Below are 22,928 nucleotides of genomic sequence, written 5' to 3'. Positions count from 1 at the left end.
TCGTGTGCGCTCTGTGCATGCGCGGCTCGCCACCGCCCGCGCACGGGGCCGCCGGGGCGCCTATCGTCTCGGAGTGATCTGCGATGACGACCCGGCCGCCGACTGGACCGCGCCGGGAGTGTTCCGCTGTGCCCCCGGAGTCCATCGCATCCCGTTGCCTCTCCCGAACGACGGGCTGCGTGCGGTCAACGTGTACGCGGTGGCGGACGGCGACGGGTGGACGCTGATCGACTCGGGATGGGCGCTGGCGCAGGCGGGCGACCTGCTGCAGGAGGCGCTGGCGCAGCTCGGCGCCGGCCTGGGTGACGTGCGCCGGTTCCTCGTCACCCACGTCCACCGCGACCACTACACACAGGCCGTGGTGCTGCGCAGGCGATACGGCATCCGGGTCGCGCTCGGTCGGGGGGAGCAGCCCGCGCTCGAGGTGATCAACGGGCCGCGGACGGAGCCCGCGCATCTCGCGCGGCTGCGCCACGCCGGTGGGCAGGCGCTGCTCGCTCGCCTGGCGAAGCTGCCTGCCGAACCCCACGACCCGACGGTGTGGGAGTACCCCGACGACTGGATCGACGACGGCGCGGAGATCGTCCTGGACCCGGCCCCGGACGGGAAGCGGGTGCTGCAGGCGGTGGCGACCCCCGGGCACACCCAGGGGCACCTCGTCTTCGCCGACCAGGCAGGCGAGCTGCTGTTCTCCGGCGATCACGTGCTGCCGCGGATCACTCCCTCGATCGGGTTCGAGGCGGTGCCTGCCCGCCGCCCGCTCGCCGACTTCCTCACCTCGCTCGAGCTCGTCCGAGCCCGGCCGGATGCGGCACTGCTCCCGGCCCACGGTCCGGTGGGGCGGCGCGTGCACGAACGTGTCGACGAGCTGATCGCCCACCACGTAAAACGCCTCGACGCCACGCTCGGTGCGCTGCAGGACGGCCGCTACACGGCGTACGAGGTGGCCGCGGCGCTGCCGTGGACCCGCCGTGAGCGGCGCCTCGAGGAGCTCGACCCGTTCAACGCGATGCTCGCCACCCTGGAGACCGCCGTCCACCTCGACGTGCTGGTCGAACGGGGTGTGGTGAGGAGCGTTGAGACGGACGGCGTCAATCACTACACAACGTGATAACAATTCACTCTTCGTAGATCCCAACGGCGACACGGAGCGTCGGCGCCCGTACGCTCTGCGCCGTGCAGGGGTTGGGTGGCGGACCGCGCAAGGTCCTCGTACGTGCTGGGCTCGCCCTGGCGACGTGCGTGCTGGCCGTGGTCGCCGTCGTCGTCGCCACCGAGGGCGGCACCTTCCCCGGAGGTCCGGCTCCCACCGTGACGCTCGCTCCGACGGCAGCCGTCGGCTGTGACGCGGCGGGCCCCTACACCGCACCCGACCGCGGCAGCGTGGGCCTCCCGACCGGTGTCAGCAGGCTGTGCGGCTCCGGGCCGATGACGGTGTCGGTGGCCGGTGCGGTGTTCGACGGCTGGGACGTGACCGGCGGGATCGTCATCGACGCTCCGGACGTGGTGGTGCGGCGCAGCCGCGTCACCGGCGACGGTGCCACCCCGTACGGCATCGTCACCACGGCCGCCGGCTCGGTACGCATCGAGGACGTCACGCTCACCGGCGACTTCCCGGAGGCGGCCATCGGGGGCGACCGCTGGAGCGGTGAGCGGATCGAGATCGTCGGCGTGACGCACGACGGCGCCCAGTTGGGGGACGGCGCGCGGCTGCGCAACAGCAGCGTGCACGACTTCGCCCCGACGCCCGGCGGCGACGTCCACGGACTGGTGCTGCGCGGAACCGGGAGCAACGTCCTCGTGGAGGACAGCCGGATCGAACTCGGCGACGGGCCCGGGCGGGGCAGCGCCCTGTTGGTGGCTCCGGAGAAGGCAGGACGGCGCGCCGACGGCACGACGGTGATCCGGGGCAACGTCCTCGGCGGCGGCCGCTACACCGTCCGGCAGGACTCGGCGGCGGCGACGATGACCGACGTGGCGATCACGGGCAACCGCTTCCGTCGCGGCGCTGGTGACGTTCCGTTACGGGTGTCCCGCCGGGCCGTGCTCGACGACAACACCTATCTCGACGGTGGGCCGCTCCCGCCTCGGTGACGTGCGCCGATCCCGAGCCGTTCGGCGCGGCGACACGCCCGATCGACGTGTCTTGTTGGCCGTGTCGCGACGGACCGTGCAGACTGATCACGGTAAACGGAGCCGGGTGCTGACCCGGTTGCACGGAGCAGGTCGCCACGGCGCGAGGACGTAGGGGAAGACGATCCTCGTCGACGTTGGAGGTCTGCAGTGAACGCACGCGGCGTGGTCTTCGTCCACTCGTCGCCGACTGCGGTGTGTCCGCACGTCGAGTGGGCGATCTCAGGCGTGCTCGGGACCAAGGTGTCTCTGCAGTGGACTCCCCAACCGGCGGGGCACGGGCAGATGCGGGCCGAGTGCAGCTGGGCCGGTCCGGCCGGTTGTGGGGGCGCCATTGCGGGCGCCCTCCGAGCCTGGCCGATGCTCCGGTTCGAGGTGACGGAGGAGCCGAGCCCGGGGGTGGACGGCGAGCGGTTCTGCCATGTCCCCACCCTGGGCCTGTGGTCCGGACGCACCAGTGCCAACGGCGACATCGTGGTGGCGGAGGACCGGCTGCGGGCCCTGCTCGCCGAGGTGCCGGCCAGTCAGCTGCCCGGCCGGATGCACGATCTGCTCGGTACGGCGTGGGACGACGCCCTGGAGCCGTTCCGGTGGGCCGGGGACGGCGCACCTGCCACCTGGCTGCACCAGGTGGGGTAGCCGGCGAGGGAGAGCGTTGCCGCGGCCCGCGGGCCGCGGCAACGCCTCCGCTCAGGCGCCGGTGATGACGACGGCGGCGTTGTGGCCGCCGAACCCGAACGAGTCGCAGACCGCGGCGTCGAGGTCGACCTTGCGCGGCTCGCCCGCCACCACGTCCAGCTCGACACCGGGGTCGAGGTTCTCGAGGTTCAGCGTTGCGGGGATCACGCCTTCCTTGATCGAGAGCAGCGTGATGATGCTCTCGACCGCGCCCGCGGCGCCGACCATGTGACCCAGCGCGGACTTCGGCGCGGTGAGCACCGGATGGTCACCCAGCGCCTTGCGCACCGCCCGCGTCTCGCCCACGTCGCCTGCCACCGTGGAGGTGGCGTGGCAGTTGACGTGCCCGATGTCGGAGGGCTCCAGCCCGGCGTCGCGGACCGCCTTCGCGATGGCCCGGGACTGCCCGATGCCCTCCGGCTCGGGGCCCGTGATGTGGTAGGCGTCCGAGGTGAGGCCCGCACCGGCGAGCCTGCCGTAGACCGTGGCGCCGCGGGCCGCCGCGAACTCGGCCCGCTCCAGCACCATGATCCCGGCACCCTCACCGAGCACGAAGCCGTCGCGGTCGACGTCGAACGGGCGGGAGGCCCGCTCGGGCTCGTCGTTGCGCTGCGACAGCGTGCGTGCCTGCACGAAGCCGGCCACCGTGATGCCGGTGATGCAGGCCTCCGCGCCACCGGCGATGACGACGTCGACCTCGCCTCCGCGCAGCAGGCGCAGCGCCCACGCGAGGGCCTCCGCACCCGAGGCGCACGCCGAGACCGGCGCGTGCACGCCGCCCTGGGCCCTGTACTCGATGCCCACCCAGGCGGCGGGGCCGTTGGGCATGAGCATCGGCACGGTGAGCGGCGAGACCTTGCGCAGGCCGCCGGTCTCGAGCAGGTCGTCCTGGTCGAGCAGGGTGACGGCGCCGCCGATGCCGGTGGCGACCACCACGGCGAGCCGTTCGGGCTCCACCTGCATGTTGTCCCGGTCGCCGAGGCCCGCCTGGGCCCACGCCTCCTTGGCCGCCACCAGTGCCACCTGCTCGCACCGGTCGAGCCTGCGCGCCTGGACGCGGGGGAGCACCTCGGTGGGTGCGACGGCCAGCGGCGCCGCGATCTTCACGGGCAGCTGGTGGCGCCCCACCCACTCGTGCTCGGCGTCGTCGATGCGCCGGATGCCGGACTTGCCGGCGAGCAGCGCCTCCCAGGTCGAGGCGACGTCCCCGCCGAGCGGGGTGGTCGCGCCGAGCCCGGTGACGACGACGTCGTGAGCGGTGCTCATAGGTCCTCCGGAGGAACGATCGTGGTGGGGCCCGTCACTGGTTCTTCGCGATGTAGTCCACCGCGTCACCGACCGTCTTCAGCTCGGCGAGCTGGTCGTCCGGGATCTTGACGCCGAACTTGTCCTCTGCCTGGACCGCGATCTCGACCATCGACAGGGAGTCGATGTCGAGGTCGTCGACGAAGGACTTGTCGACGGTGACCTCGGCGGGGTCGATGCCGGCGACCTCCTCGACGATCTCGGCGAAGCCGCTGAGGATCTCGGTGTTGTCAGCCACGGTGGTTCTCCTTCTGGTGGGACGGGAGTCGTCGGATCGGACGGTCAGGGACAGACGACGACCTGGCCGGCATAGGACAGGCCCGCGCCGAAGCCTACGAGGAGCACGGTGTCGCCGGAGCGCACCCGCCCGTCGGCGCGCAAGTGGTCGAGTGCGAGGGGGATCGAGGCGGACGAGGTGTTGCCGGAGTGCCGGATGTCGTCGGCCACCACCATGTCGTCGCGCGCGCCCTTGGCGCGCAGCCGCTTGGCCACGGCGTCGACGATGCGCAGGTTGGCCTGGTGCGGCACGAACACGTCGATGTCGGCGGGGGTGAGCCCGGCCAGCTCGATGGCCTGCAGCGCAACGGGGGCGATCTTCGTGGTGGCCCACCGGAAGACCGCCTGGCCCTCCTGGGCGAGCGCGTTGTTCTCGGGCTTGATGTGGATGGTCTGGGACATGTCGCCTGCGCTGCCCCACACCAGCGGGCCGACGCCGACGGAGGCCTCGTCGGGAGCCGCTCCGACGACCGCGGCGCCCGCTCCGTCCGCGAAGATGATGGCGGTGGAGCGGTCGGTCCAGTCCAGCCAGTCGGACAGCTTCTCCGCCCCGATCACGAGCACGTTGCGCGAGCTGCCTGCCCGCACCAGGTCGGCGGCGGCACCCAGGCCGAAGCAGAACCCGGCGCAGGCGGCGTTGAGGTCGAAGGCTCCCGGCGCCGGGATGCCGATGCGGTCGGCGGTCTGCGCGGCAGCGTTCGGGATCGGGGTGGGCATCGTGCACGTGGCGACGATGACCGTGTCGATGTCGCTCGGCTCCAGCCCGGCGTCCTTGACGGCCAGTGCCCCGGCCTCGGTGGCCATGTCGACCAGCAGCGTGCCCTCTTCCGCGATGCGGCGGCTCTCGATGCCCACGCGCTCGCGGATCCACTGGTCGTTGGTGTCGATCCGCTGGGCCAGGTCGTCGTTGGTGACGACGTTGTCGGGCTGGGAGCTGCCCAGTCCGAGGATCCGTGCGCCCGGTGCGGTGGGTACGAGTCGGAGCTGTGTCATTTGTCTGCCCCCGCATGCTCGGTGATCAGGTCGACGGCCGCCTGGAGGTCGTCCGGTGTCTTCAGTGCCACGGTGGCAGTGCCGCGCAGGTCGCGCTTGACGAGCCCGACGAGCGCGCCCGCGGGCGGCAGCTCGATCACGGCGGTGACGCCCAGCTCGCGCAGGGTGACCATGCAGGAGTCCCACCGGACGGGCCGCGTCACCTGGGCCACCAGGCGGCGCAACGCCTCCGCGCCGTCGCTGACGACCGCGCCGTCGGCGTTGGACAGCAGCGGCCGGGTGGGATCGGTGGCGGAGATCCCGGCGGCGTGGGTGCGCATGGCCTCCTCCGCCGGACCCATGAACCGGGTGTGGAACGCCCCGGCCACCGGCAGGGGCTTCACGCGCGCCCGCTCCGGGGGGTCCTGCGCGAGCGCCGCCAGTGCGTCGACGGGACCGGCCGCGACGACCTGCCCGGCGCCGTTGCGGTTGGCGGGGTCGAGTCCCAGCTCGTGGAGCTTGGCGAGCACCTCGTCGGGATTCCCGCCCAGCACCGCACTCATGCCCGTGGGTTCGAGCGCACATGCGGCGGCCATCTCCCGGCCGCGCACGGCGGCGAGCGCGACGGCGGCGTCCGGGCTGAGCACCCCGGCGACGGCGGCCGCGGCGAGCTCGCCGACGGAGTGCCCGGCGGCGGGGGCCGCTGCGGGAAGCTCGATGCGCGCGGTCAGCCGGGCGGCGGCGAGCAGCGCGGCGGCGACGACCAGCGGCTGGGTGACGGCGGTGTCCTTGATCTCCTCGGCGTCGGCCTCCGTGCCGAGGTGGACCAGGTCGAGTCCGGTGGCGGCCGACCATCCGGCGAGAGTCTCCTCCGCCACCGGATCATCCAGCCAGGGAGCGAGCATGCCAGGGGTCTGGGACCCCTGACCGGGTGCGAGCAAGGCGATCACAAGGACCAGAGAACACCGGAGTGACGCTGCGGGGGGATACCGGCACGCACCAATCCGGTGCTCCGGAATTGGAGGTTTCCTCCAAAGCGGCACTGTTCGTCCGTGGAGTAGGCCACGTGACGCCCGCCGCTCGTTGTAGGCCTTCCGTAGCTCACGCCGGTGGTTCCGCACTGTGCGGTGGGTCCAGCCGGGCGGCGATGACCGCGGTGCGCAGCACCAGCGCGTCCCGCGGGTCGAACGGGCTGCGGCCGGTGATGTCGCAGACCCGCCGCAGCCGGTAGCGCACGGTGTTCGGATGCACGAACAGCGCCCGTGCGCAGGCCTCGAGGGCTCCGCCGCCCTCCAGGTAGGCGGCCAGCGTGTGCAGCAGTTCGCCCCCGGCCGCCTCCAGTGGGGCGACGACCGAGTCCACCAGCATGCGGTGGGCGGCGGTGTCGCCGGCCAGCGCCCGCTCTGGCAACAGGTCGTCGGCGGCGACCGGGCGCGGGGCATCGGGCCATCCGGGTGCCGCACGCAACGCGGAGAGCGCGTCCCGGGCGCTGCCGTGGGCGGTGGCGAGCTCGGTGGCCACCGGACCGACCACCACCGGTCCGGGACCGAAGCCGTCGAGGAGCCGGTCGATGTCGGCGCCCACCTCGCTGCCCAGCCGCCCGGGGCCGGGCGGCTCCGAGACCAGCAGGATCAACCGGCTGCCCTGCACCCCGACCAGCACCGACCGGCCCACCCTGGCGGCTTGTCTGCGCAGCTCTCCCAGCCGCTCGGCCGCCGTGTCGGGTGCCGGGCTCCCGGCCACCACCCGTACCGCCGCGTCCGGGTCCCAGCCCAGCGTGGAGGCTCGGGACACGAGCGCGTCGTCGGCCCCGTCGTCGACGTTCGGACCGCGCACCACGGCGTCGACGACGAGGGCCTCGAGCCGGGCGTCCCACGCGCCGCGGGTCTCGGCTGCGCCCGCGTACACCGTGGCCGCGGCGAAGGCGATCTCGCGGCCGAAGCGCAGGATCCCCTCGACCAGCGCGTGGCGTTCGGCCTCGTCCGCGGCGAGCGGCGGGAGGTGCCGCTCGAAGACATCGGTGGCGATCCGGACCAGGTCGACGGTCTGGCGCAGGCTGAGCCGCCTGGCGAGGTCCCGGGGAGCGATGCGGAAGGCCTCCGCGGTGAGCCGGATCGACTCGCCGCGCTCGCCGAGCCAGGCGACGAAGTTCGCGACGCCGGTCTGGGTGACGAGGAGTACTGCCGAGCGCTGTTCGGCGGGCAGCCGGGCGAACCACGGCTGGTGCTCCTCCATCGACTGCAGACAGGCGATGGCGAGGTCGCCCGCCGCGAGTTCGAGCTTGCGGAGCGTGGCAGGGGAGACGGCGGCAGGACCGTTCCGAACCGCCGCCGTGCTCGCTCCATCGCACGTCACGGGGGGCAGCATCGCACGGGCGCTGGAACACCGCGGGCCCGCCGGACGTTCCGCAAGGGTCCTGACAGGAGGCTCGGATGGGCACCACCGCGGCTCCGGCCGTCGAGGTCCGGCGCGCTGCCGACCGGATGCGCACGCGCACCGGTTGGCTCGACTCGCGCCACAGCTTTTCGTTCGGCGCCCACTACGACCCCGCCGACACGCACTTCGGGCTCCTCATGGCGAGCAACGAGGACGTGCTGGCGCCCGGCGGGGGTTTCGACCCCCATCCGCACCGCGACATGGAGATCGTCACCTGGGTGCTCGAGGGCACGCTCGTGCACGAGGACGACGCGGGCCACTCCGGTGAGATCCGGCCGGGCACGGCGCAGCGGATGAGCGCGGGCTCGGGGATCGTCCACTCGGAGCGGGCCGGGAGCGGAGGCACCGGGACCCCGGACGACGGCCGGGGTGTGCACCTGGTGCAGATGTGGGTGCTGCCCGACTCACCGGGCGGGACACCCGGCTACGAGCAGGTCGACATCGGCTCGGCCCTGGACTCCGGTGAGCTGCTGGTGGTCGCCTCCGGCAGGCGGGAGCACGTGGCGGACCGCGCCGTCTCCCTGCGGCAGGAGAACGCCGCCCTGCTCGCAGCACGGCTGCGTCCCGGCTCGGCAGCCGCCGTGCCCACCGCGCCGCATGTGCACCTGTTCGTGGCTCGTGGCGGCGTTGAGCTGGAAGGGTCGGGGTCGCTCACCCGCGGGGACGCAGCCCGGATCACCAGAAGTGACGGACGACGGATGGTGGCGGGTCCGCACGGAGCGGAGCTGCTCCTCTGGGAGATGCACGCGGAGCTGCGATGACGTTACGCAGCGGAACGTGAGTGTGGGCACGGTTGCGAGGCATCCGTTCAGCTACGGGCAATTGCCGTCGACACACCGCATCACGCGCATGAAGCTGGAGGTCAGGGTCTCGCACCCAGGTCGAGACGATCGGCGGAGGAAGGTATGACGGCATGACCGCCGGCAACGGCAGCCCGCGCCAGCGTTATCGGGACCAGGTGCGCGCCGAGATCAAGCAGGCCGCGCTGGCCCAGATGTGCGACGGCGGCCCCGCAGCACTCAGCCTCAATGCCGTGGCGAAGGAGCTGGGTGTCACGGGCCCAGCGCTCTACAAGTACTTTCGCAGCCGCGACGACCTGCTGACGGAGCTCGTCTTCGACTGTTACGCCGAGGCCGCGGCCGCTGTGCACGCCGAGTCCGAGCGCATCGGGGAGCTGTCCCAGCGGGAGCGCCTGCAGCACCTCGCGCACGCCTACCGACGGTGGGCCGTCGCCGCCCCCCACCTGTACCGGCTTCTCACGTCCATGCCCTCGCCCACGCCCGACTCGCCGCCCGAGACGGTCGACCGGGCCAAAGCGGTGCTCGGCCCGTTCCTGCCCGTGCTGGGCACCGGACACATCTGGCCCGCTGCCACCGAGCTCAGGGATCAGGTGCAGGAGTGGATCAAGCGGAACGAGAGGCTGGCCGACTGGGTCGGCGCGTACGCACCTGAGGCCGATCCCGCCACCGCGCTCACCGGCGCCCTGCTCGTCTGGGTGCGCATGCACGGGGTGGTGAACCTGGAGGTCCAGGGCAAGTTCGTGGGCATGGGGCATCAACCGTCCACCCTGCTGACGGTGGAGATGGAGTCCCTCGCCGACCTGATGGCGATACCCGCGACCTGACGTCACGCCGGCGACCCCCGGACGGGTGGCGGAAAGGCCCACCCGCTCGTCGGCCTCAGCGAGCGCATCGCTACCGTCTGACACGTTCGACGGACCGGGACGCGGATCGCGACCCCCGACCGGAGGCCACGGGCAGTCGCAGGCCCACGGAGGGCGCACGCAGCGCCGACGAAGGGTGGGCCGGGTGCCGTGGACCCGGTCAGGGGCGAAGCGGAACGCCGGTGGCCGTACGAGACCAACGGACGTCGGTAGGCGCCTCCGGCCCGGTGGTGTCGTGCTGGGCGCGGGGACGATCAGGGCGTGGCGCCGCAGCGCCTGCGATTACCGGGAGATCCCGGCAGCCCGGCTCAGCCGAGCGGGGTGACCTTGGTTGCCTGCGGACCCTTCTGGCCCTGCTCGATGTCGAACGACACGCGCTGGCCCTCGTCGAGGCTCTTGTAACCATTGGTCTGGATCGCCGAGTAGTGCACGAACACGTCCGCGCCACCACCGTCAGGAGCGAGGAACCCGTAGCCCTTCTCGCTGTTGAACCACTTGACGGTGCCCTCTGCCATTCTTGCTCTCCTCGTACCTGGTGCCGGGGCACTCGCCCCCAGCATCGCGCCGCCTGGCCGCTACGGTCCGCGCCCCGGTCGGGACCCCGATCCCGATCACACGGGCTCGGCGTCGGGCGGAGCGTATCGTGTTCCGGCCCCGCTGCCGAGAGCCAATGACCTGTGTGTTTTCCACGGCGTCGCAGGTCGGGCGCTTACGGGAGCCATGTCAGCACAGACTGACACGTTGGGGCGACCGAAGTGGACCTGTCCGTGGCGAGAGGGCCACGCACTGTTCACAGATCGTCCCGGCATGCGTCCCCACCCCGGGGCCGCTTCCGGCCCCGGGGTGGGACGGCGTCAGGCCACGCCGCTGTCGGTGGTCTGCGGACCGGCGGCCGCAGGGTCGTCGAGCCGGTACTTCGCCGCGGCCTCGGCCATCTGACCGCGGTCGAACTCGCCGCGCTCCACGAGTGCCTCCAGAGCCGCCACCGTGATCGACTCGGCGTCGACGTTGAAGTGCCGCCGGACCGCCGGGCGCGTGTCCGACAACCCGAACCCGTCGGTGCCCAGCGTGGTGAACGGCGCCGGCACCCACTGGCGGATCAGGTCCGGTACGGCCCGCATCCAGTCCGACACCGCCACGACGGGCGCGCCCCCGTCGCCGAGCGCGCGTGTCACGTACGGCACGAGCGCGTCCTCGTCGGGGTGCACGAGGTTGTGCCGCTCGGCCTCGACGCCGTCGCGGCGCAGCTCGCCCCACGACGTGACCGACCACACCTCGGCGCCGACACCCCACTGCTCGGCGAGCATGTCGCGGGCCTGCAGCGCCCACGGCACGGACACCCCCGACGCGAGCAGCCGCACCTGCGGCCCGTCGGGCCGAGGGCTGCCCGCGTAGCGGTAGATGCCGCGCAGCAGGCCGTCGACGTCGAGGTCCTCCGGCTCCGCCGGCTGGACGTAGGGCTCGTTGTAGACCGTCAGGTAGTAGATGACGTTCTCGCCGCCGAGCACCTCCGCGTCGCCATCGGAGCCCTCCCCGTACATGCGACGCAGGCCGTCCTTGACGATGTGCGCCACCTCGTAGGAGAACGCCGGGTCGTAGGCGAGCACCGCCGGGTTCGTCGCCGCGAGCAGCAGCGAGTGCCCGTCGTTGTGCTGCAGACCCTCACCGGTCAACGTGGTGCGCCCCGCCGTGGCTCCGACGAGGAACCCGCGGGCCATCTGGTCGGCCGCGGCCCAGATCGAGTCGCCGGTGCGCTGGAAACCGAACATCGAGTAGAAGACGTACACCGGGATCATCGGCTGACCGTGCGTGGCGTACGAGGTGCCCGCCGCGGTGAACGAGCCGACCGAGCCGGCCTCGTTGATCCCCTCGTGCAGCAGTTGCCCCTGCTCGGACTCGCGGTAGGCGAGCATGAGCGAGGCGTCGACCGAGGTGTACTGCTGCCCGTTCGGGTTGTAGATCTTCTGCGTCGGGAACATGGAGTCCATCCCGAACGTGCGTGCCTCGTCCGGGATGACCGGGACGAACCGCGCGCCCATCTCCTTGTCCTTGATCAGCTCCCTCAGCAGCCGGACGAACGCCATCGTGGTGGCGACCTCCTGCTTGCCCGAGCCCCTGCGGACCACGTCGTAAACCTTGTCGCCGGGCAGCACGAGCGGCTTGGACCTGACCCGGCGCGACGGCACGTCGCCACCGAGGACGCGGCGGCGTTCCCGCAGGTACTGGATGGCCGGGTCGTCGTCGCCGGGGTGGTAGTACGGCGGCAGGTACGGGTCGGCCTCGAGCTCCTTGTCCGAGATCGGGATGCGCTGGGAGTCGCGGAAGTTCTTCAGGTCGTCGAGCGAGAGCTTCTTCATCTGGTGGGTGGCGTTGCGGCCCGCGAAGTGCGAGCCGAGGCCGTAACCCTTGATCGTCTTCGCCAGGATGACGGTGGGCTGCCCGTTCTGCTCCAGCGCCGCCGCGTAGGCCGCGTAGACCTTGCGGTAGTCGTGGCCGCCGCGCTTGAGGTTCCAGATCTCGGCGTCCGACATGGGCTCGACCAGCGCTTTGGTGCGCGGGTCGCGGCCGAAGAAGTGGTCGCGGACGTAGCCGCCGTCGTTGGCCTTGTAGGTCTGGTAGTCCCCGTCGGGGGTGTCGTTCATCAGGTTGATCAGCGCGCCGTCACGGTCGGCGTGCAGCAGGGCGTCCCACTCCCGGCCCCAGATCACCTTGATGACGTTCCAGCCGGCCCCGCGGAAGAACGACTCCAGTTCCTGGATGATCTTCCCGTTGCCGCGGACCGGTCCGTCGAGGCGCTGCAGGTTGGCGTTGACGACGAACGTGAGGTTGTCCAGGCCCTCGGTGGCGGCGATCTGGATGAGGCCGCGCGACTCCGGCTCGTCCATCTCTCCGTCGCCGAGGAACGCCCAGACGTGCTGGTCGGACGTGTCGGTGAAGCCGCGAGCGCCCAGGTAGCGGTTGAACCGCGCCTGCATGATCGCGTTCATCGGGCCGAGCCCCATCGAGACCGTGGGGAACTCCCAGAAGTCCGGCATCAGCCGGGGGTGCGGGTAGGACGGGAGCCCGTGGCCGGGGCCGCCGTGCGACAGCTCCTGGCGGAACCCGTCGAGCCGGTCCTCCGAGAGTCGCCCCTCGAGGAAGGCGCGCGCGTAGACGCCGGGGGAGGCGTGGCCCTGGATGTAGACCTGGTCACCCCCGCCCGGGTGGTCTTTGCCACGGAAGAAGTGGTTGAAGCCCACCTCGTAGAGCGTGGCCGACGACGCGTAGGACGAGATGTGGCCGCCGACGGAGATGCCGGGCCGCTGCGCGCGGTGCACGGTCATCGCGGCGTTCCAGCGGATCCAGCGCCGGTAGGTGCGCTCGACCTCCTCGTCGCCAGGGAACCACGGCTCGCGATCCGTCGGGATCGTGTTGACGTAGTCCGTGCTGGTCAGAGACGGGACGCCGACGTGGCGTTCCCGTGCGCGCTGCAACATGCGCAGCATGAGATAGCGGGCCCGCTGCTGGCCTGCGGCATCGAGCACTGCGTCGAAGGAGTCCAGCCACTCGGCTGTCTCTTCGGGGTCGATGTCCGGCAGGTGCGCAGCGAGCCCGTCGCGGATGACGTGGACGCGCCGCGGCTGCGTCGGTTCCTTCTGGGTGCTGCTGCTGTCGGTGGTCTGCCGGGTCAAGGGGTTCTCCCTGGTGGCTCGTGCTGAGTAGAAGTCGGAGGTATCCCCTATCGTGCCCCTCGGCATGCGATCTCGTAACGAGTGGTTGCGCGTCGGTGAGTCATCGTGTTCGGATTCCGCAACCTGATGAGCAGGACCAGGGCTCTACGCCCGGGTGAGGCACGAGGAAAAGAGGTACACGCGTGGTCGCCGCGGATGATGCCGGACGTGCGTCCGACATCGCGGGCAAGCTCGGCGTCGAGCCGGGCATGGTCGTCCAGGAACTCGGTTGGGACGAAGACGTCGACGAGGCGGTGCGAGACGCCGCTGAGGAGAGAGCCGGGGACGAACTGCTCGACGAAGATGCCGACGAGGTGGTCGACCTCGTCCTCATGTGGTGGCGCGAAGGCGACGGCGATCTCGTCGACGCCTTGGTGGACGCCATCGGCCCGCTGGCCGACAACGGCGTGATCTGGGTACTCACCCCGAAGACGGGGCGCCCAGGGCACGTCGAGCCCAGCGAGATCGCCGAGGCCGCCCCCACAGCCGGGCTGTCCCAGACGTCGAACGTCACGGTGAGCGAGGGCTGGGCAGGCTCGCGCCTGGTGGCACCGAAGGCGGCGAAGTCACGGCGGTGAGCAGGGCGCGGCGGCTGCCTGGCACCGGTCACCACCGGTTGCGCAGGCGGCTGCGCCACGGCCGCCCGTCCGGGTCGTAGACGAGCCGGTACACGGGCACGGCCCACAGCTTCGTGCGAAGTGGCAGGCGCTCGGGCTCGTGACGGCGTAGGCGTCCCGGCGGTCGCGGTTCTATGCGGCCGCCTCGGTGCCAGGCGTCCAGGGCGTCGGCGGCGGCGTCGACGGCTCGCACGGCGCTGTCCGGGTCCACGAGGTCGTCGTCGTCGCCGGTGGCGCGGTCGAGGTGCTCTCGCATCAGTTCGAGCCGGAACTCGCGGGCGAACGCCCTGGCCCCGTCGCCGTGGCCGCCGGGGTCGGTGGGTTCCCGGTCGTCGCGGGTCTCGTCGAGCACCGCCACGGACAGCTCGCTGTCGTGGCTCCACGAGCGCCGGTTGAGGTTGGCGCTGCCCGCGCACGCCCAGGTGTCGTCCATCACGGCCACCTTGGCGTGCACGTACACCGGGGTGCCCTCGTGGTTCTCGATGTCGAAGACGTGCACGCGGTCGGGTGCGGCCTTGCGGCAAGCCTCGATCGCCTGGAGCCTGCCGACCTGGTTGGGCGGCAGCGCCAACCGGCCGTCCACGTCGGGGTGGCGCGGCACGACCACCACGATGTGCAGCCGCGGGCTGCGGCGCAGGGCGTCGGCGAGCAGCCGCGCGATGTGCGGGGACCACATGTACTGGTCCTCGATGTACACGAGGCGCTCAGCGCGTCGCAGCGCCTTGGCGTATCCCCGTGCCACCGATCGCTCCCCGCGGGGCGCGAAGGGGTATCCAGGGCGCCGTGCGGGGTATGTCCGCAGCACCTGCACCAGCGCGTCGCCCGCCCGGTCCGGCTCGGGTGGCTGCTCCGGCAGCGGATCGGCCACGAGGTCGGCGTTCGACAGCGCGTCGCGCACCCGGGCGGCGGGGTTGTGCGGGGCGAGCGGGTGCGGGTCCTCCCACCGTTCGCGGAACAGCCCGTCGAACATCGCCACGGCCGGCCCGCGCACCTCCAGCTGGACGTCGTGCCACGGCGGCCGGGGTCCGTAGGTCTCGGCGATCGGGAGCGGCTGCGGGTCGCCGAGGTGCTGAGCGTCGTCCCGGCGGGAGTGGCACAGGTCGATGCCACCGGCGAACGCGACGTCGCGTCGCGGGTCGTCCGGGTGGCGGATCACCACGAGCTTCTGGTGGTGGGAACCGGCGCGGCGCACCCGCTCGTCGAGCAGCACCTCACCGCCCGCGGCGTTCACCTCGTCGCCGAGCCGGCGGTTCTCCTCCTCGCTGTAGGACAGGTCGTCGTTGTGCGAGCGCCACATGAGTCCTTTGACGATCACCCCGCGGCGGGCGGCGTCGCTGAACAGCTCGCCGACGGTGGGGCCGTCGGGGCACAGCCGCTCGTCGGCGTCGCCGCGCCAGTCGGTGAAGAAGAGGTGGTCGCCGGACCGCAGTGCCCGGACCTCCGCCACCAGCCGGGCGAAGTACCCGGAGCCGTGCACCAGCGGCACCACGCTGTTCCCGGCGCACCACGACGGCAGCCGGTAGGCGGGGTTGCCCCGCTCGGCGTCGGTCAGGAACCAGTCCTCGACGGGCATCTCACCTGCTCCAGATCTGAGGCCGGGCGGTATCGGGGGAAGGCCTGCTCAGGGTTCGCCTGCGCCGGACTAGGCTCAGCCCGTTGGCATCGCTCGAATCGGAGGAGACCAGCTCATGGCGCCCGAGGTCGGCACGGAGGCCCCTGACTTCACGCTGAAGGACCAGAACAACCAGGAGATCACGCTCTCGTCGTTCCGCGGGGAACGCAACGTGCTGGTGGTCTTCTACCCCTTCGCGTTCTCCCGCACGTGCCAGGGCGAGCTCTGTTCCGTCCGCGACGACCTCCACAGCTTCCAGAACGAGGACGTGCAGATCCTCGCGATCTCCGTCGACCACACGTACACGCTCAAGGCATGGTCGGACGCACAAGGCTACGACTTCCCCCTGCTGGCCGACTTCTGGCCGCACGGCGAGGTGGCCCAGGCGTACGGGGTGTTCAACGCGACGCGGGGGATGGCCCTGCGTGGCACGTTCCTGGTGGACAAGTCGGGCATCGTGCGCTTCACCGAGGTGAACCAGCCGGGTGAGCCCCGCGAGCAGGAGGGGTGGAAGAAGGCGCTGGCCGCAGTGGCCACCTGACCCTCCCGGTCCGGATCCTCCCGCGGGACCGGGCTCCGGGCGCGTAGCTCAGCGGAAGAGCACTCGGCTTACACCCGAGCGGTCGCAGGTTCGAACCCTGCCGCGCCCACCACCCTGACCAGGAAATTTGCAAGTCAGAAGCCCTCCGGGAGATCGCCCCCGCTGGCCCCAAGGCCGAGGACGAGGCCGTTGGCGCAGGTCCTGGTGGAGTGGAAGGCGACCGCGGCAGTGCACACCGATCCCGCGCTCGTGGCCGAGTTGTCGCGACCGCTGCAGGGTGGTGCGAGTCGGTTGACCAGTGAGTCTTTGTGGGGGTGCCCAGCGAGAACCCGATTTCGCGACGTGCACGGATGGACCTGCAGAGCACGGTGGACACGCCGATCAGAGTTCTCGTAATGCGGGGGTCGTGGTCAGACTTCAGCAGCCGACCAGCCCGCCGCCGATGTCGGCCGGCCGTCATCCCGGTCGACGCGATGGCGGACGCGCTGTCGTCACCGCCGAGGGCTGCGCGGCCGGGTCGGTGGGTGAGCTCAACGACGGCGCGTACCGCGCCGGGCGGGAGTGCGCCGGGTAACGCGCTTCTTCGTGGGGGCGGGTCTGCCCGGTGTCGGGGTGCCGTCCCGGCGGGGGGTGCGTGTGCTGTTGACCGTGCGCCCGCGGACGATCCCGATGAACTCTTCCATCAGCTCGGTGTTCTCCGCGTCCGGCCAGGCGAGACCGACGCCCGACCCCGGCGCGTCGGTCAGCGGCCGGTAGACGAGGTCCCGGCGGTGGTGGAGGCGGGCCAGCGACTGGGGGACGACCAGTAGGCCGACGCCCGCGGCGACAAGCTCGATCGCCGCGGCCGTCGTCGCGGGGGCGAACGCCGCGGAACGCCCCGGCCGGTCACCGGGCCAGACGAGTGTGTCGTCCTGCAGGCGCAGGATGATCTCGTCGGCCAGGTCCGCGACCGTGGTCTCCTCGGTCGCGGCGACCACGTGTTCCTTCGGGACGACGGCCACGGTGGTCTCGGTGTAGAGCGGGATCGTGTGGAGCCCGGTCCGGTCGATCGGCAGCCGGAGCACGGCAGCGTCCACGGCGCCGGTCCGGATCAGCTCCAGCGCCTCGTCCGTGGTCGCCGTGACGAGCTCCAGGGGGACGTGGGGACGGCGCTCGGCCCAGATCCGCGCCCACTTGCCCGGCGTGACGCCCGGAACGTAGCCGAGCCTGAAGGCTGCGGTGTCGCCCGGCTCGGTCACCGGCCCAGGCTATCGGCTGGTCCGGCCCCGATATCCTGGGCATATGACGCGGCAGAGGTCGACCCAGACGATGAAGCCCGCGACGGCGGCGAAGAAGCTCGGCGTGCACCCCGACGCGACGCCCGACGAGTTCCGGGCCGGGGTGGTCTCGCGCGATGAGCTCGACGCCCTGCAGGCCGATCCGCCCGAGTGGTTGCGCGAGCTGCGCCGCAACGGCCCGCATCCCCGCCAGGTCGTCGCGGACCGACTGGGGGTGTCGATCTCCGGGCTGGCCCGTGCCGAGATCACCGAGCCGCTGACCACCGCCCAGATCGCGGCGTTGAAGGAGGAGCAGCCGGAGTGGCTGCGCCGCGAGCGCAACACCCGGGCCGAGGCGCAGCGCGCGGAGGCCCGACTCCGGGCAGAGCGGTCCGGCAGGCGTCCCGACGCTCCGGTCGGGGGATGAGCGGGGCCCTTTCGGCTGGCTCCGCGACGCCGTCTTCGTGGGTGAACGCCTCGCGGCGGCGAACAGCGTGCTCACGGAGGCCAGCACCGTCGGACAAGCCGAATCCCCTTGTCGGGTCTGAAACGAATTCCTGGATGTTCAAAGATGTGGGGTCTCGATGCAAAGGCTGGTCGGCGTTGGCTGCGCGAGCGCCACTATCGCCGGGCGGCTGGTCTTGTGGGCTCGCTGAGTTCGGTACAACCTAGCGCGGATCTCTTGGCCAGACACGTAGCGCGATCTCTGCCATCTCTTCCTGGTTGCGCGTGATCGCGTTCGAGTCCCACAGTTCGACTGATCCGAGGCGCGATGTCGTCTTCAATTTGGAAGCACTCAAAACCGGAGCCTTCACGGTCCATGCCTTGTTGCCGATTCGGCCATTCGGGCCCTTCTGCAGCAGGCACATATTTCCGAGGCGATGTGCCCATAGCTTGAGCTCGTCCGGCGGGAACTGTCCCCATTCGGCGGGCTTGGCCGACTGGGGCAGGATATGTTCAAGATTCACATGCTCGACGTTCGGATTGACGACGAGTTCGGGCTCGCGCTCGCCGCGTACCTCGGTCTCGATTGCACGAAGGAGATATCGCGCAACTGCGCCTCGATTGATACGCCAGTTAACGAATGCCGCGCGGAAGGCCGCATCGGATGGGATTAATTCCGAGACTCGTTTAATTCCGAGAACATGCTCGGTCGTAGTAACCCTACCTGCTCGGATTTCGCGCGCGGCTTCGCCAAACGCTGATTCTGCCGAGCCGGCGCCAAGCAGGCCACCTGCCATCCCTCGCACCGTCCACGAGACCATGCTGTTCATGAATCGTTCGACTTCCGCTTTATCGAAGGTCGTCAGTGCGGCTAAGAGGAGTGGTCTATATTGTTCAAGGTTGAGGTCGATGAGTACCTGGGCCGCCGCCCGTGTGGACTCGCCATATTCGCTCCAATAGTCGCTATCGACCGTAAGTAATGCGTAGTACACGCGCGATGAGTCGCGAAGCTCCTGTGCGAATGAAACGGCTTGAGCTGGTCCTGATACAGAGTTTCTAATGCGGGCATACAGCTCGCGCTCGCGGGTGCGACCATACTTCGAGCTCATAAGATGCCTTGCGAAGCTGGTGAATCGCTGGTTCCCAACCTTGTCGAGATCAAGGTTTGTTAGCGTCTTCACCCAAGAATCGCGTACTTCATCCAGTCGCATGCCAGCCTGGCTGAACAAGTAGTTCTTCAGAAGATCGGCGACGGTGAGATCCGCCCCGCGGTCATTCAGGGTCTCGAAGATTAGGAATGCGTCAGCCTGCGTTGCTACGTCGATTGCAACAATCTGTACGTCCTTGTCCACGTAGGTCAACAAGTCATTAAGATGCGCCTTCCAGTCTACGGCGTCGCGGGCGAAGGCGGCGACGCGCTCGCTTAGGCGCTGGTGCGCGCGACTCAGTAGCTCCTGACTATGGTTCGCTGGCGCAGCATTCGGGTCTCGATCGAGAATTGCCCGATTGTAATAGTCTCTATCGTCGCTGTTGAGTATGAGGCGTGGCTGCATTGAACCAACGCTTCGATCGAACGTTCCTATGAATTCGCTCTGAGTTGAGGCTGCGTAGTCGCTAGCTCCTCGGCGTTCGAGCTCATCGCGTATGGCCGCAACGAGTAGCGACGTTGTAGCGAGACGCTGTTGCCCGTCAATTACTACTTTGCGACCTGGCGCATCGCCATCGTTCGCCAGTACTACAGTTCCGAGGAAATAGCTCTTCTTGCCTTCGAAGCCTGCGAGTAAATCTTCCCAGTATTCGTCCACTTGTGACTTGTCGGTGTCGTCAGTGGCATCTCGCGTTGGGGGCTTTGGGTCAGCAATGTGCCAAGAATAGGACCTTTGGTAGAACGGGACGGACAACAGTTGCGTCCGTAGCAGTCCGGCGATACCCGTTGCCTGGTACTGAAGGAAACCCGGATCTGACACGTTGCCGCCTGTCTGGCTCGATCGAGTGCACCACACTATCGATCGTGACGGAACGTGATCCGGGTGGGTCGCACGATCCTGCGTCCAGTACCCGCGCATGCGCGCTGGCTCGGCCTTGAGCGCTCCATCAGTACGCTGCAGGCACCGCAGGTTGGAGCAAACAGGTCGGCCTCGGGGCAAGTACCGTCAGGTCGCGGATGAGATTCGTCGTTTGATCGCTGGCGGCAAGTTGCCACCCGGCGCGATGACGCCGTCCGGGCTGCACACCAGCTGCTCGTTATGAGGTTGCGCGTGGCCGCTCTGCGCTCGCGGCGCTTGTCCGTCGGGGCCTATTGAGGTCTTGCCGGGCTAAGGTCGGCGCGTCGTAGAAGCGTCTTCTGGTCGTTCGGTGGATATCGCGTGGGGCGCAGTTGCCACGTCGCAGCGCGCACGCGTGGACCGTGATGACTTCAGCGCCGACGTTTCGATGCCCAGTGAGGGTCGAGCTCGTCGCCGAGTTTAGTATCCCCGCAAGACACTGAGCCGGGCGTACCAGCACGTCGCCGACGAGGGCCTCACCGTTGTCCACAGGGCGCCAGCCGGTTCCCCGCTTCACGCTGACGGTTGGTCCGCGAGCCATGACGCCGTCGGCACCATGACGCGCCCGCAGGACTAGCCTATTCTGCCACATTTCTTGGCGGCGCAAAGGTTCCGTTCTTAGACAAAGACGCTTGTTCGCCAAGGCGGAACTGCTATTATTTAGGTTGGATCTTTCGGGCGCCCGATGTTGGGCATGAAACCCATTCATCTACCACGATTTAATCGTAGGTTCGGACCTTGCTGCACCCACCACACTTTGCCTACGGGGATTCCGGTGGTGCCGGCCGGGTCGCCGGGGCCAGCCGGTCGCGCAGAAAATCCGTCACCCGGGCCCGGGCGGCCAGCGTCGGGTGTCCTGGTGTGTCGCGGACCTCCCTCGTCAGGACGGAGTGCGCGTCGCTGCGGAAGCCCGCGGCGTTGCCGGGCGACGCGTCGAGCTCGATCACCTCGAACGCGTCGCCGAGTCGCTTACGCAGGCCCGCGAAGCGCTCGGGCGGGGCGAGGCGGTCCCCGCTGAACCGCAGCCCGAGCACACACAGGCCGTCGGTGGTGGTGCGTTCGGCGACGCGGTCCAGCTCGTCGGCCGACAGGCCAGGGTCTGCCCGGCGGGCCGCGCCGAGCGGGAGCGGTACGGACGGCTGGCTGAGCACGGACGCGAGCACCGTGTCGTCGACGGCGGCCGCGAGCGCGAACCCGCCGCTGAAGCACATGCCGATCACCCCGACCCCTGCTCCTGGGGTCCGGCCTGCGAGGTCGCGGGCGAGCGCGCGCACGTAGTCGGCGACCGGGCGGCGGGCGTCGGTGGCGAACGCGCGGAACTCGGCGGCGACACACAGCCGGGCCATCACCGGCAGCGTGTACCCGACTGTCTCGGCCCGGCCCGGCGTCCCGTACAGGGACGGGACCACGATGGTGAACCCCTCGCCGACGAGGTGTTCGGCGAGAGCGAGCACCTCCGGGGTGATCCCCGGGACCTCGGGGAGCAGCACGACGCCGGGGCCCGTGCCCTTCTCGAAGCAGTCGTGGGTGATGCCGGAGCCGGTGACGGGCGTGTGGTTCCACCCGGTCAGGTCGGCAACCGGTGCTGTCGAGGCCATGACGGGATCATCCCGGCCCGGATCAGGTGATCCGGGCCGGGCCGGGATCCGGCTGTCGATCAGCTCGTCATGGCTGCGAACATGCCGGGCTCGTAGGAACCGGCCGGGCTGCGCACGATCACGTTGAGCCGGTTGGCCGCGTTGACCAGGGCGACCAGCGCGACCAGGGCGCCGATCTGGTCGTCGTCGTAGTGCTTGCGCACCTGGGCCCAGGTCTCGTCGGACACGCCGTCGTGGGCGTCGGCGAGCCGGGTGCCCTCCTCGGCGAGGGCGAGCGCGGCCCGCTCGGCCTCGGTGTAGACGGTGGCCTCGCGCCAGGCGGCGACCAGGGTGAGCCGGACCGTGGTCTCGCCCGCGGCCATGGCCTCCTTGGTGTGCATGTCGATGCAGAAGCCGCAGCCGTTGATCTGGCTGGCCCGCATCGCCACCAGTTCCTGGGTGGCCTTGGGCAGTCCCGCCTGCTGGATCACCATGCTGGCGTTGGCGAACCGCTTGCCGAACTTGGCCGCGATCTCGTTGTCGAACAGGTTGAACCGGGCGTCCATGACGTCGTCCTCACTGGTGGTGGTGCGTGCTCCGCACTGGGCGACCACGAGATGCCGGCGACGCGATCTGTGTGACAGCCTCGCCGTTGTGACGTGTGTCATGCCGATCCGGTGTCACAGAACGGCTCTCTCCGGGGTCTGGTGGCCGGCACAGTCGAGAGTGAAGAGGAGCCATCCATGGCCGGCGCGTCGCTGATCGACCAGGACGGCCGCCCGGACCCCGCCACCGCGGCCTTTCTCGCCCACCGGAACCTGCTGTTCACCGTCGCGTACGAGATGCTCGGCTCGGCCGCCGACGCGGAGGACGTCCTGCAGGAGACCTGGCTGCGATGGGTGGGCGTCGACCTCGGGATCGTGCGGGATGAGCGGGCCTACCTGGTCCGGATCACCACCCGCCAGGCGCTCACCCGGCTGCGCACGCTGGGCAGGCGCAGGGAGTCCTATGTCGGCTCCTGGCTGCCCGAGCCGCTGCTCACCGCGCCGGACGTGGCGGAGGACGTCGAGTTGGCCGACAGCGTGTCGATGGCGATGCTGCTGGTGCTGGAGACGCTCGGGCCGACCGAGCGGGCGGTGTTCGTGCTGCGCGAGGTGTTCGACCTGGACTACGACGAGATCGCGGAAGCGGTGGACAAGAGCCCGGCCGCGGTCCGCCAGATCGCGCATCGGGCGCGGGCGCACGTGGCGGCACGCCGCCCGCGCGGGGTCGTCTCGCCGGCCGAGACCCGCGGCGCGCTCGAGGCGTTCCAGCGGGCGATCGAGACGGGCGACCTGCAACGCCTGCTCGACATCCTCGCGCCGGACGTCGTCCTCCTGGGTGATGGTGGCGGAGTCAAGCAGGCCGTGCCGCGGCCGATCGTGGGGGCCGACAAGGTGGCCCGCCTGCTGACCGTCGGGCTGGGCAGGGTCGCTCCCGTGGCGTCGCTGCAGCCGGCACAGGTCAACGGCCACCCGGCGCTGATCGTCCGGCTCGACGGCGAACTCGACACCGTCGTGGCGGTGCGCATCGACGACGGCCTCATCACCGGGCTCTACGCGGTGCGCAACCCCGAGAAGCTGTCACGCATGGAGCAGGAGACCGCCCTGAGCCGCTGACGGAG

At 70.3% G+C, this 22,928-nt stretch carries 21 protein-coding genes and 1 tRNA gene; 10 read left to right on the top strand and 12 right to left on the bottom strand.

What is annotated here, in order from left to right; genetic code table 11:
- Positions 1 to 73 precede the first annotated feature (73 nt).
- The 3 genes from AC5L35_RS02195 (at position 74) to AC5L35_RS02185 (ending at position 2,772) form a co-directional block, all read left to right on the top strand.
- Positions 74 to 1,111, top strand: a complete 1,038-nt coding sequence (locus AC5L35_RS02195) for an MBL fold metallo-hydrolase (protein WP_495057798.1) — start codon at positions 74 to 76, stop codon at positions 1,109 to 1,111.
- 65 nt (positions 1,112 to 1,176) lie between these two features.
- Positions 1,177 to 2,094, top strand: coding sequence for a right-handed parallel beta-helix repeat-containing protein (locus tag AC5L35_RS02190; protein ID WP_495057797.1), 918 nt, complete (start codon positions 1,177 to 1,179; stop codon positions 2,092 to 2,094).
- A gap of 189 nt (positions 2,095 to 2,283) precedes the next feature.
- Complete coding sequence (locus tag AC5L35_RS02185; protein WP_495057796.1) at positions 2,284 to 2,772, top strand: DUF3145 domain-containing protein; 489 nt, start codon at positions 2,284 to 2,286, stop codon at positions 2,770 to 2,772.
- A gap of 51 nt (positions 2,773 to 2,823) precedes the next feature.
- Here the strand turns inward: AC5L35_RS02185 and AC5L35_RS02180 are convergent, their stop codons facing one another.
- From AC5L35_RS02180 to AC5L35_RS02160, 5 genes are all read right to left on the bottom strand, one after another.
- On the bottom strand, positions 2,824 to 4,077 hold the full coding sequence (locus tag AC5L35_RS02180; protein ID WP_495057795.1) for a beta-ketoacyl-[acyl-carrier-protein] synthase family protein: 1,254 nt from the start codon (positions 4,075 to 4,077) through the stop codon (positions 2,824 to 2,826).
- Between the two features lie 34 nt (positions 4,078 to 4,111).
- Positions 4,112 to 4,354 carry an acyl carrier protein gene (locus AC5L35_RS02175; protein ID WP_169395137.1) on the bottom strand — a complete coding sequence of 81 codons (243 nt, stop codon included), beginning with the start codon at positions 4,352 to 4,354 and terminating at the stop codon, positions 4,112 to 4,114.
- A 44-nt stretch (positions 4,355 to 4,398) separates the two neighbouring features.
- Positions 4,399 to 5,385 (bottom strand): beta-ketoacyl-ACP synthase III, encoded by a 987-nt coding sequence (locus tag AC5L35_RS02170; protein ID WP_495057794.1) that lies wholly within the window; start codon positions 5,383 to 5,385, stop codon positions 4,399 to 4,401.
- On the bottom strand, positions 5,382 to 6,314 hold the full coding sequence (locus AC5L35_RS02165) for an ACP S-malonyltransferase (protein ID WP_495057793.1): 933 nt from the start codon (positions 6,312 to 6,314) through the stop codon (positions 5,382 to 5,384). Before AC5L35_RS02165 ends, AC5L35_RS02170 begins: the two co-directional genes overlap by 4 nt.
- A gap of 151 nt (positions 6,315 to 6,465) precedes the next feature.
- Positions 6,466 to 7,719 carry a PucR family transcriptional regulator gene (locus tag AC5L35_RS02160; protein WP_495057792.1) on the bottom strand — a complete coding sequence of 418 codons (1,254 nt, stop codon included), beginning with the start codon at positions 7,717 to 7,719 and terminating at the stop codon, positions 6,466 to 6,468.
- A gap of 77 nt (positions 7,720 to 7,796) precedes the next feature.
- Between AC5L35_RS02160 and AC5L35_RS02155 the strand changes: the two genes are divergently transcribed.
- Positions 7,797 to 8,561: a pirin family protein gene (locus AC5L35_RS02155; RefSeq protein WP_495057791.1), complete on the top strand. Its 765-nt coding sequence runs from the start codon at positions 7,797 to 7,799 to the stop codon at positions 8,559 to 8,561.
- Between the two features lie 152 nt (positions 8,562 to 8,713).
- Entirely contained in the window at positions 8,714 to 9,424 is a 711-nt protein-coding gene (locus AC5L35_RS02150; protein ID WP_495057790.1) for a TetR/AcrR family transcriptional regulator, read from the top strand.
- 347 nt (positions 9,425 to 9,771) lie between these two features.
- Here the strand turns inward: AC5L35_RS02150 and AC5L35_RS02145 are convergent, their stop codons facing one another.
- Positions 9,772 to 9,978: a cold-shock protein gene (locus AC5L35_RS02145; protein WP_075941971.1), complete on the bottom strand. Its 207-nt coding sequence runs from the start codon at positions 9,976 to 9,978 to the stop codon at positions 9,772 to 9,774.
- 339 nt (positions 9,979 to 10,317) lie between these two features.
- Positions 10,318 to 13,134, bottom strand: a complete 2,817-nt coding sequence (gene aceE, locus AC5L35_RS02140; protein WP_495057789.1) for a pyruvate dehydrogenase (acetyl-transferring), homodimeric type — start codon at positions 13,132 to 13,134, stop codon at positions 10,318 to 10,320.
- Positions 13,135 to 13,316: 182 nt separating this feature from the next.
- Here aceE and AC5L35_RS02135 point away from each other — a divergent pair, with 182 nt between their 5' ends.
- Positions 13,317 to 13,751, top strand: a complete 435-nt coding sequence (locus AC5L35_RS02135; protein ID WP_169395130.1) for a DUF3052 domain-containing protein — start codon at positions 13,317 to 13,319, stop codon at positions 13,749 to 13,751.
- 28 nt (positions 13,752 to 13,779) lie between these two features.
- On the opposite strand, the gene AC5L35_RS02130 is transcribed toward AC5L35_RS02135, so the two are convergent.
- On the bottom strand, positions 13,780 to 15,363 hold the full coding sequence (locus AC5L35_RS02130) for a phospholipase D family protein (protein WP_495057788.1): 1,584 nt from the start codon (positions 15,361 to 15,363) through the stop codon (positions 13,780 to 13,782).
- 115 nt (positions 15,364 to 15,478) lie between these two features.
- On the opposite strand from AC5L35_RS02130, the gene AC5L35_RS02125 reads away from it, so the two are divergent.
- Both AC5L35_RS02125 and AC5L35_RS02120 read left to right on the top strand, forming a co-directional pair.
- A complete protein-coding gene (locus AC5L35_RS02125; protein ID WP_495057787.1) occupies positions 15,479 to 15,943 on the top strand; it encodes a peroxiredoxin in 465 nt (154 codons plus the stop codon).
- A gap of 37 nt (positions 15,944 to 15,980) precedes the next feature.
- Positions 15,981 to 16,055, top strand: a tRNA-Val gene (locus tag AC5L35_RS02120).
- Between the two features lie 418 nt (positions 16,056 to 16,473).
- Here AC5L35_RS02120 and AC5L35_RS02115 read toward each other — a convergent pair.
- On the bottom strand, positions 16,474 to 17,181 hold the full coding sequence (locus tag AC5L35_RS02115; protein WP_495057786.1) for a LysR family substrate-binding domain-containing protein: 708 nt from the start codon (positions 17,179 to 17,181) through the stop codon (positions 16,474 to 16,476).
- A gap of 43 nt (positions 17,182 to 17,224) precedes the next feature.
- Here AC5L35_RS02115 and AC5L35_RS02110 point away from each other — a divergent pair, with 43 nt between their 5' ends.
- On the top strand, positions 17,225 to 17,626 hold the full coding sequence (locus AC5L35_RS02110; RefSeq protein WP_495057785.1) for a DUF5997 family protein: 402 nt from the start codon (positions 17,225 to 17,227) through the stop codon (positions 17,624 to 17,626).
- Between the two features lie 241 nt (positions 17,627 to 17,867).
- Here the strand turns inward: AC5L35_RS02110 and AC5L35_RS02105 are convergent, their stop codons facing one another.
- The 3 genes from AC5L35_RS02105 to AC5L35_RS02095 all read right to left on the bottom strand — a co-directional run bounded on the left by AC5L35_RS02105 (position 17,868) and on the right by AC5L35_RS02095 (position 21,831).
- Positions 17,868 to 19,709 carry a DUF262 domain-containing protein gene (locus AC5L35_RS02105; RefSeq protein ID WP_495057784.1) on the bottom strand — a complete coding sequence of 614 codons (1,842 nt, stop codon included), beginning with the start codon at positions 19,707 to 19,709 and terminating at the stop codon, positions 17,868 to 17,870.
- Between the two features lie 740 nt (positions 19,710 to 20,449).
- Positions 20,450 to 21,286 carry a dienelactone hydrolase family protein gene (locus AC5L35_RS02100; RefSeq protein ID WP_495057783.1) on the bottom strand — a complete coding sequence of 279 codons (837 nt, stop codon included), beginning with the start codon at positions 21,284 to 21,286 and terminating at the stop codon, positions 20,450 to 20,452.
- Positions 21,287 to 21,345: 59 nt separating this feature from the next.
- Positions 21,346 to 21,831, bottom strand: coding sequence for a carboxymuconolactone decarboxylase family protein (locus AC5L35_RS02095; RefSeq protein WP_495057782.1), 486 nt, complete (start codon positions 21,829 to 21,831; stop codon positions 21,346 to 21,348).
- Positions 21,832 to 22,008: 177 nt separating this feature from the next.
- Here AC5L35_RS02095 and AC5L35_RS02090 point away from each other — a divergent pair, with 177 nt between their 5' ends.
- On the top strand, positions 22,009 to 22,923 hold the full coding sequence (locus AC5L35_RS02090) for an RNA polymerase sigma-70 factor (protein ID WP_495057781.1): 915 nt from the start codon (positions 22,009 to 22,011) through the stop codon (positions 22,921 to 22,923).
- The last annotated feature ends 5 nt before the right edge of the window (positions 22,924 to 22,928 follow it).

It is taken from the genome of Pseudonocardia sp. OZ21, assembly GCF_059359135.1.
Note: the sequence above shows the minus strand (reverse complement) of the source record. Positions and strands in the feature narration are given on the sequence as shown.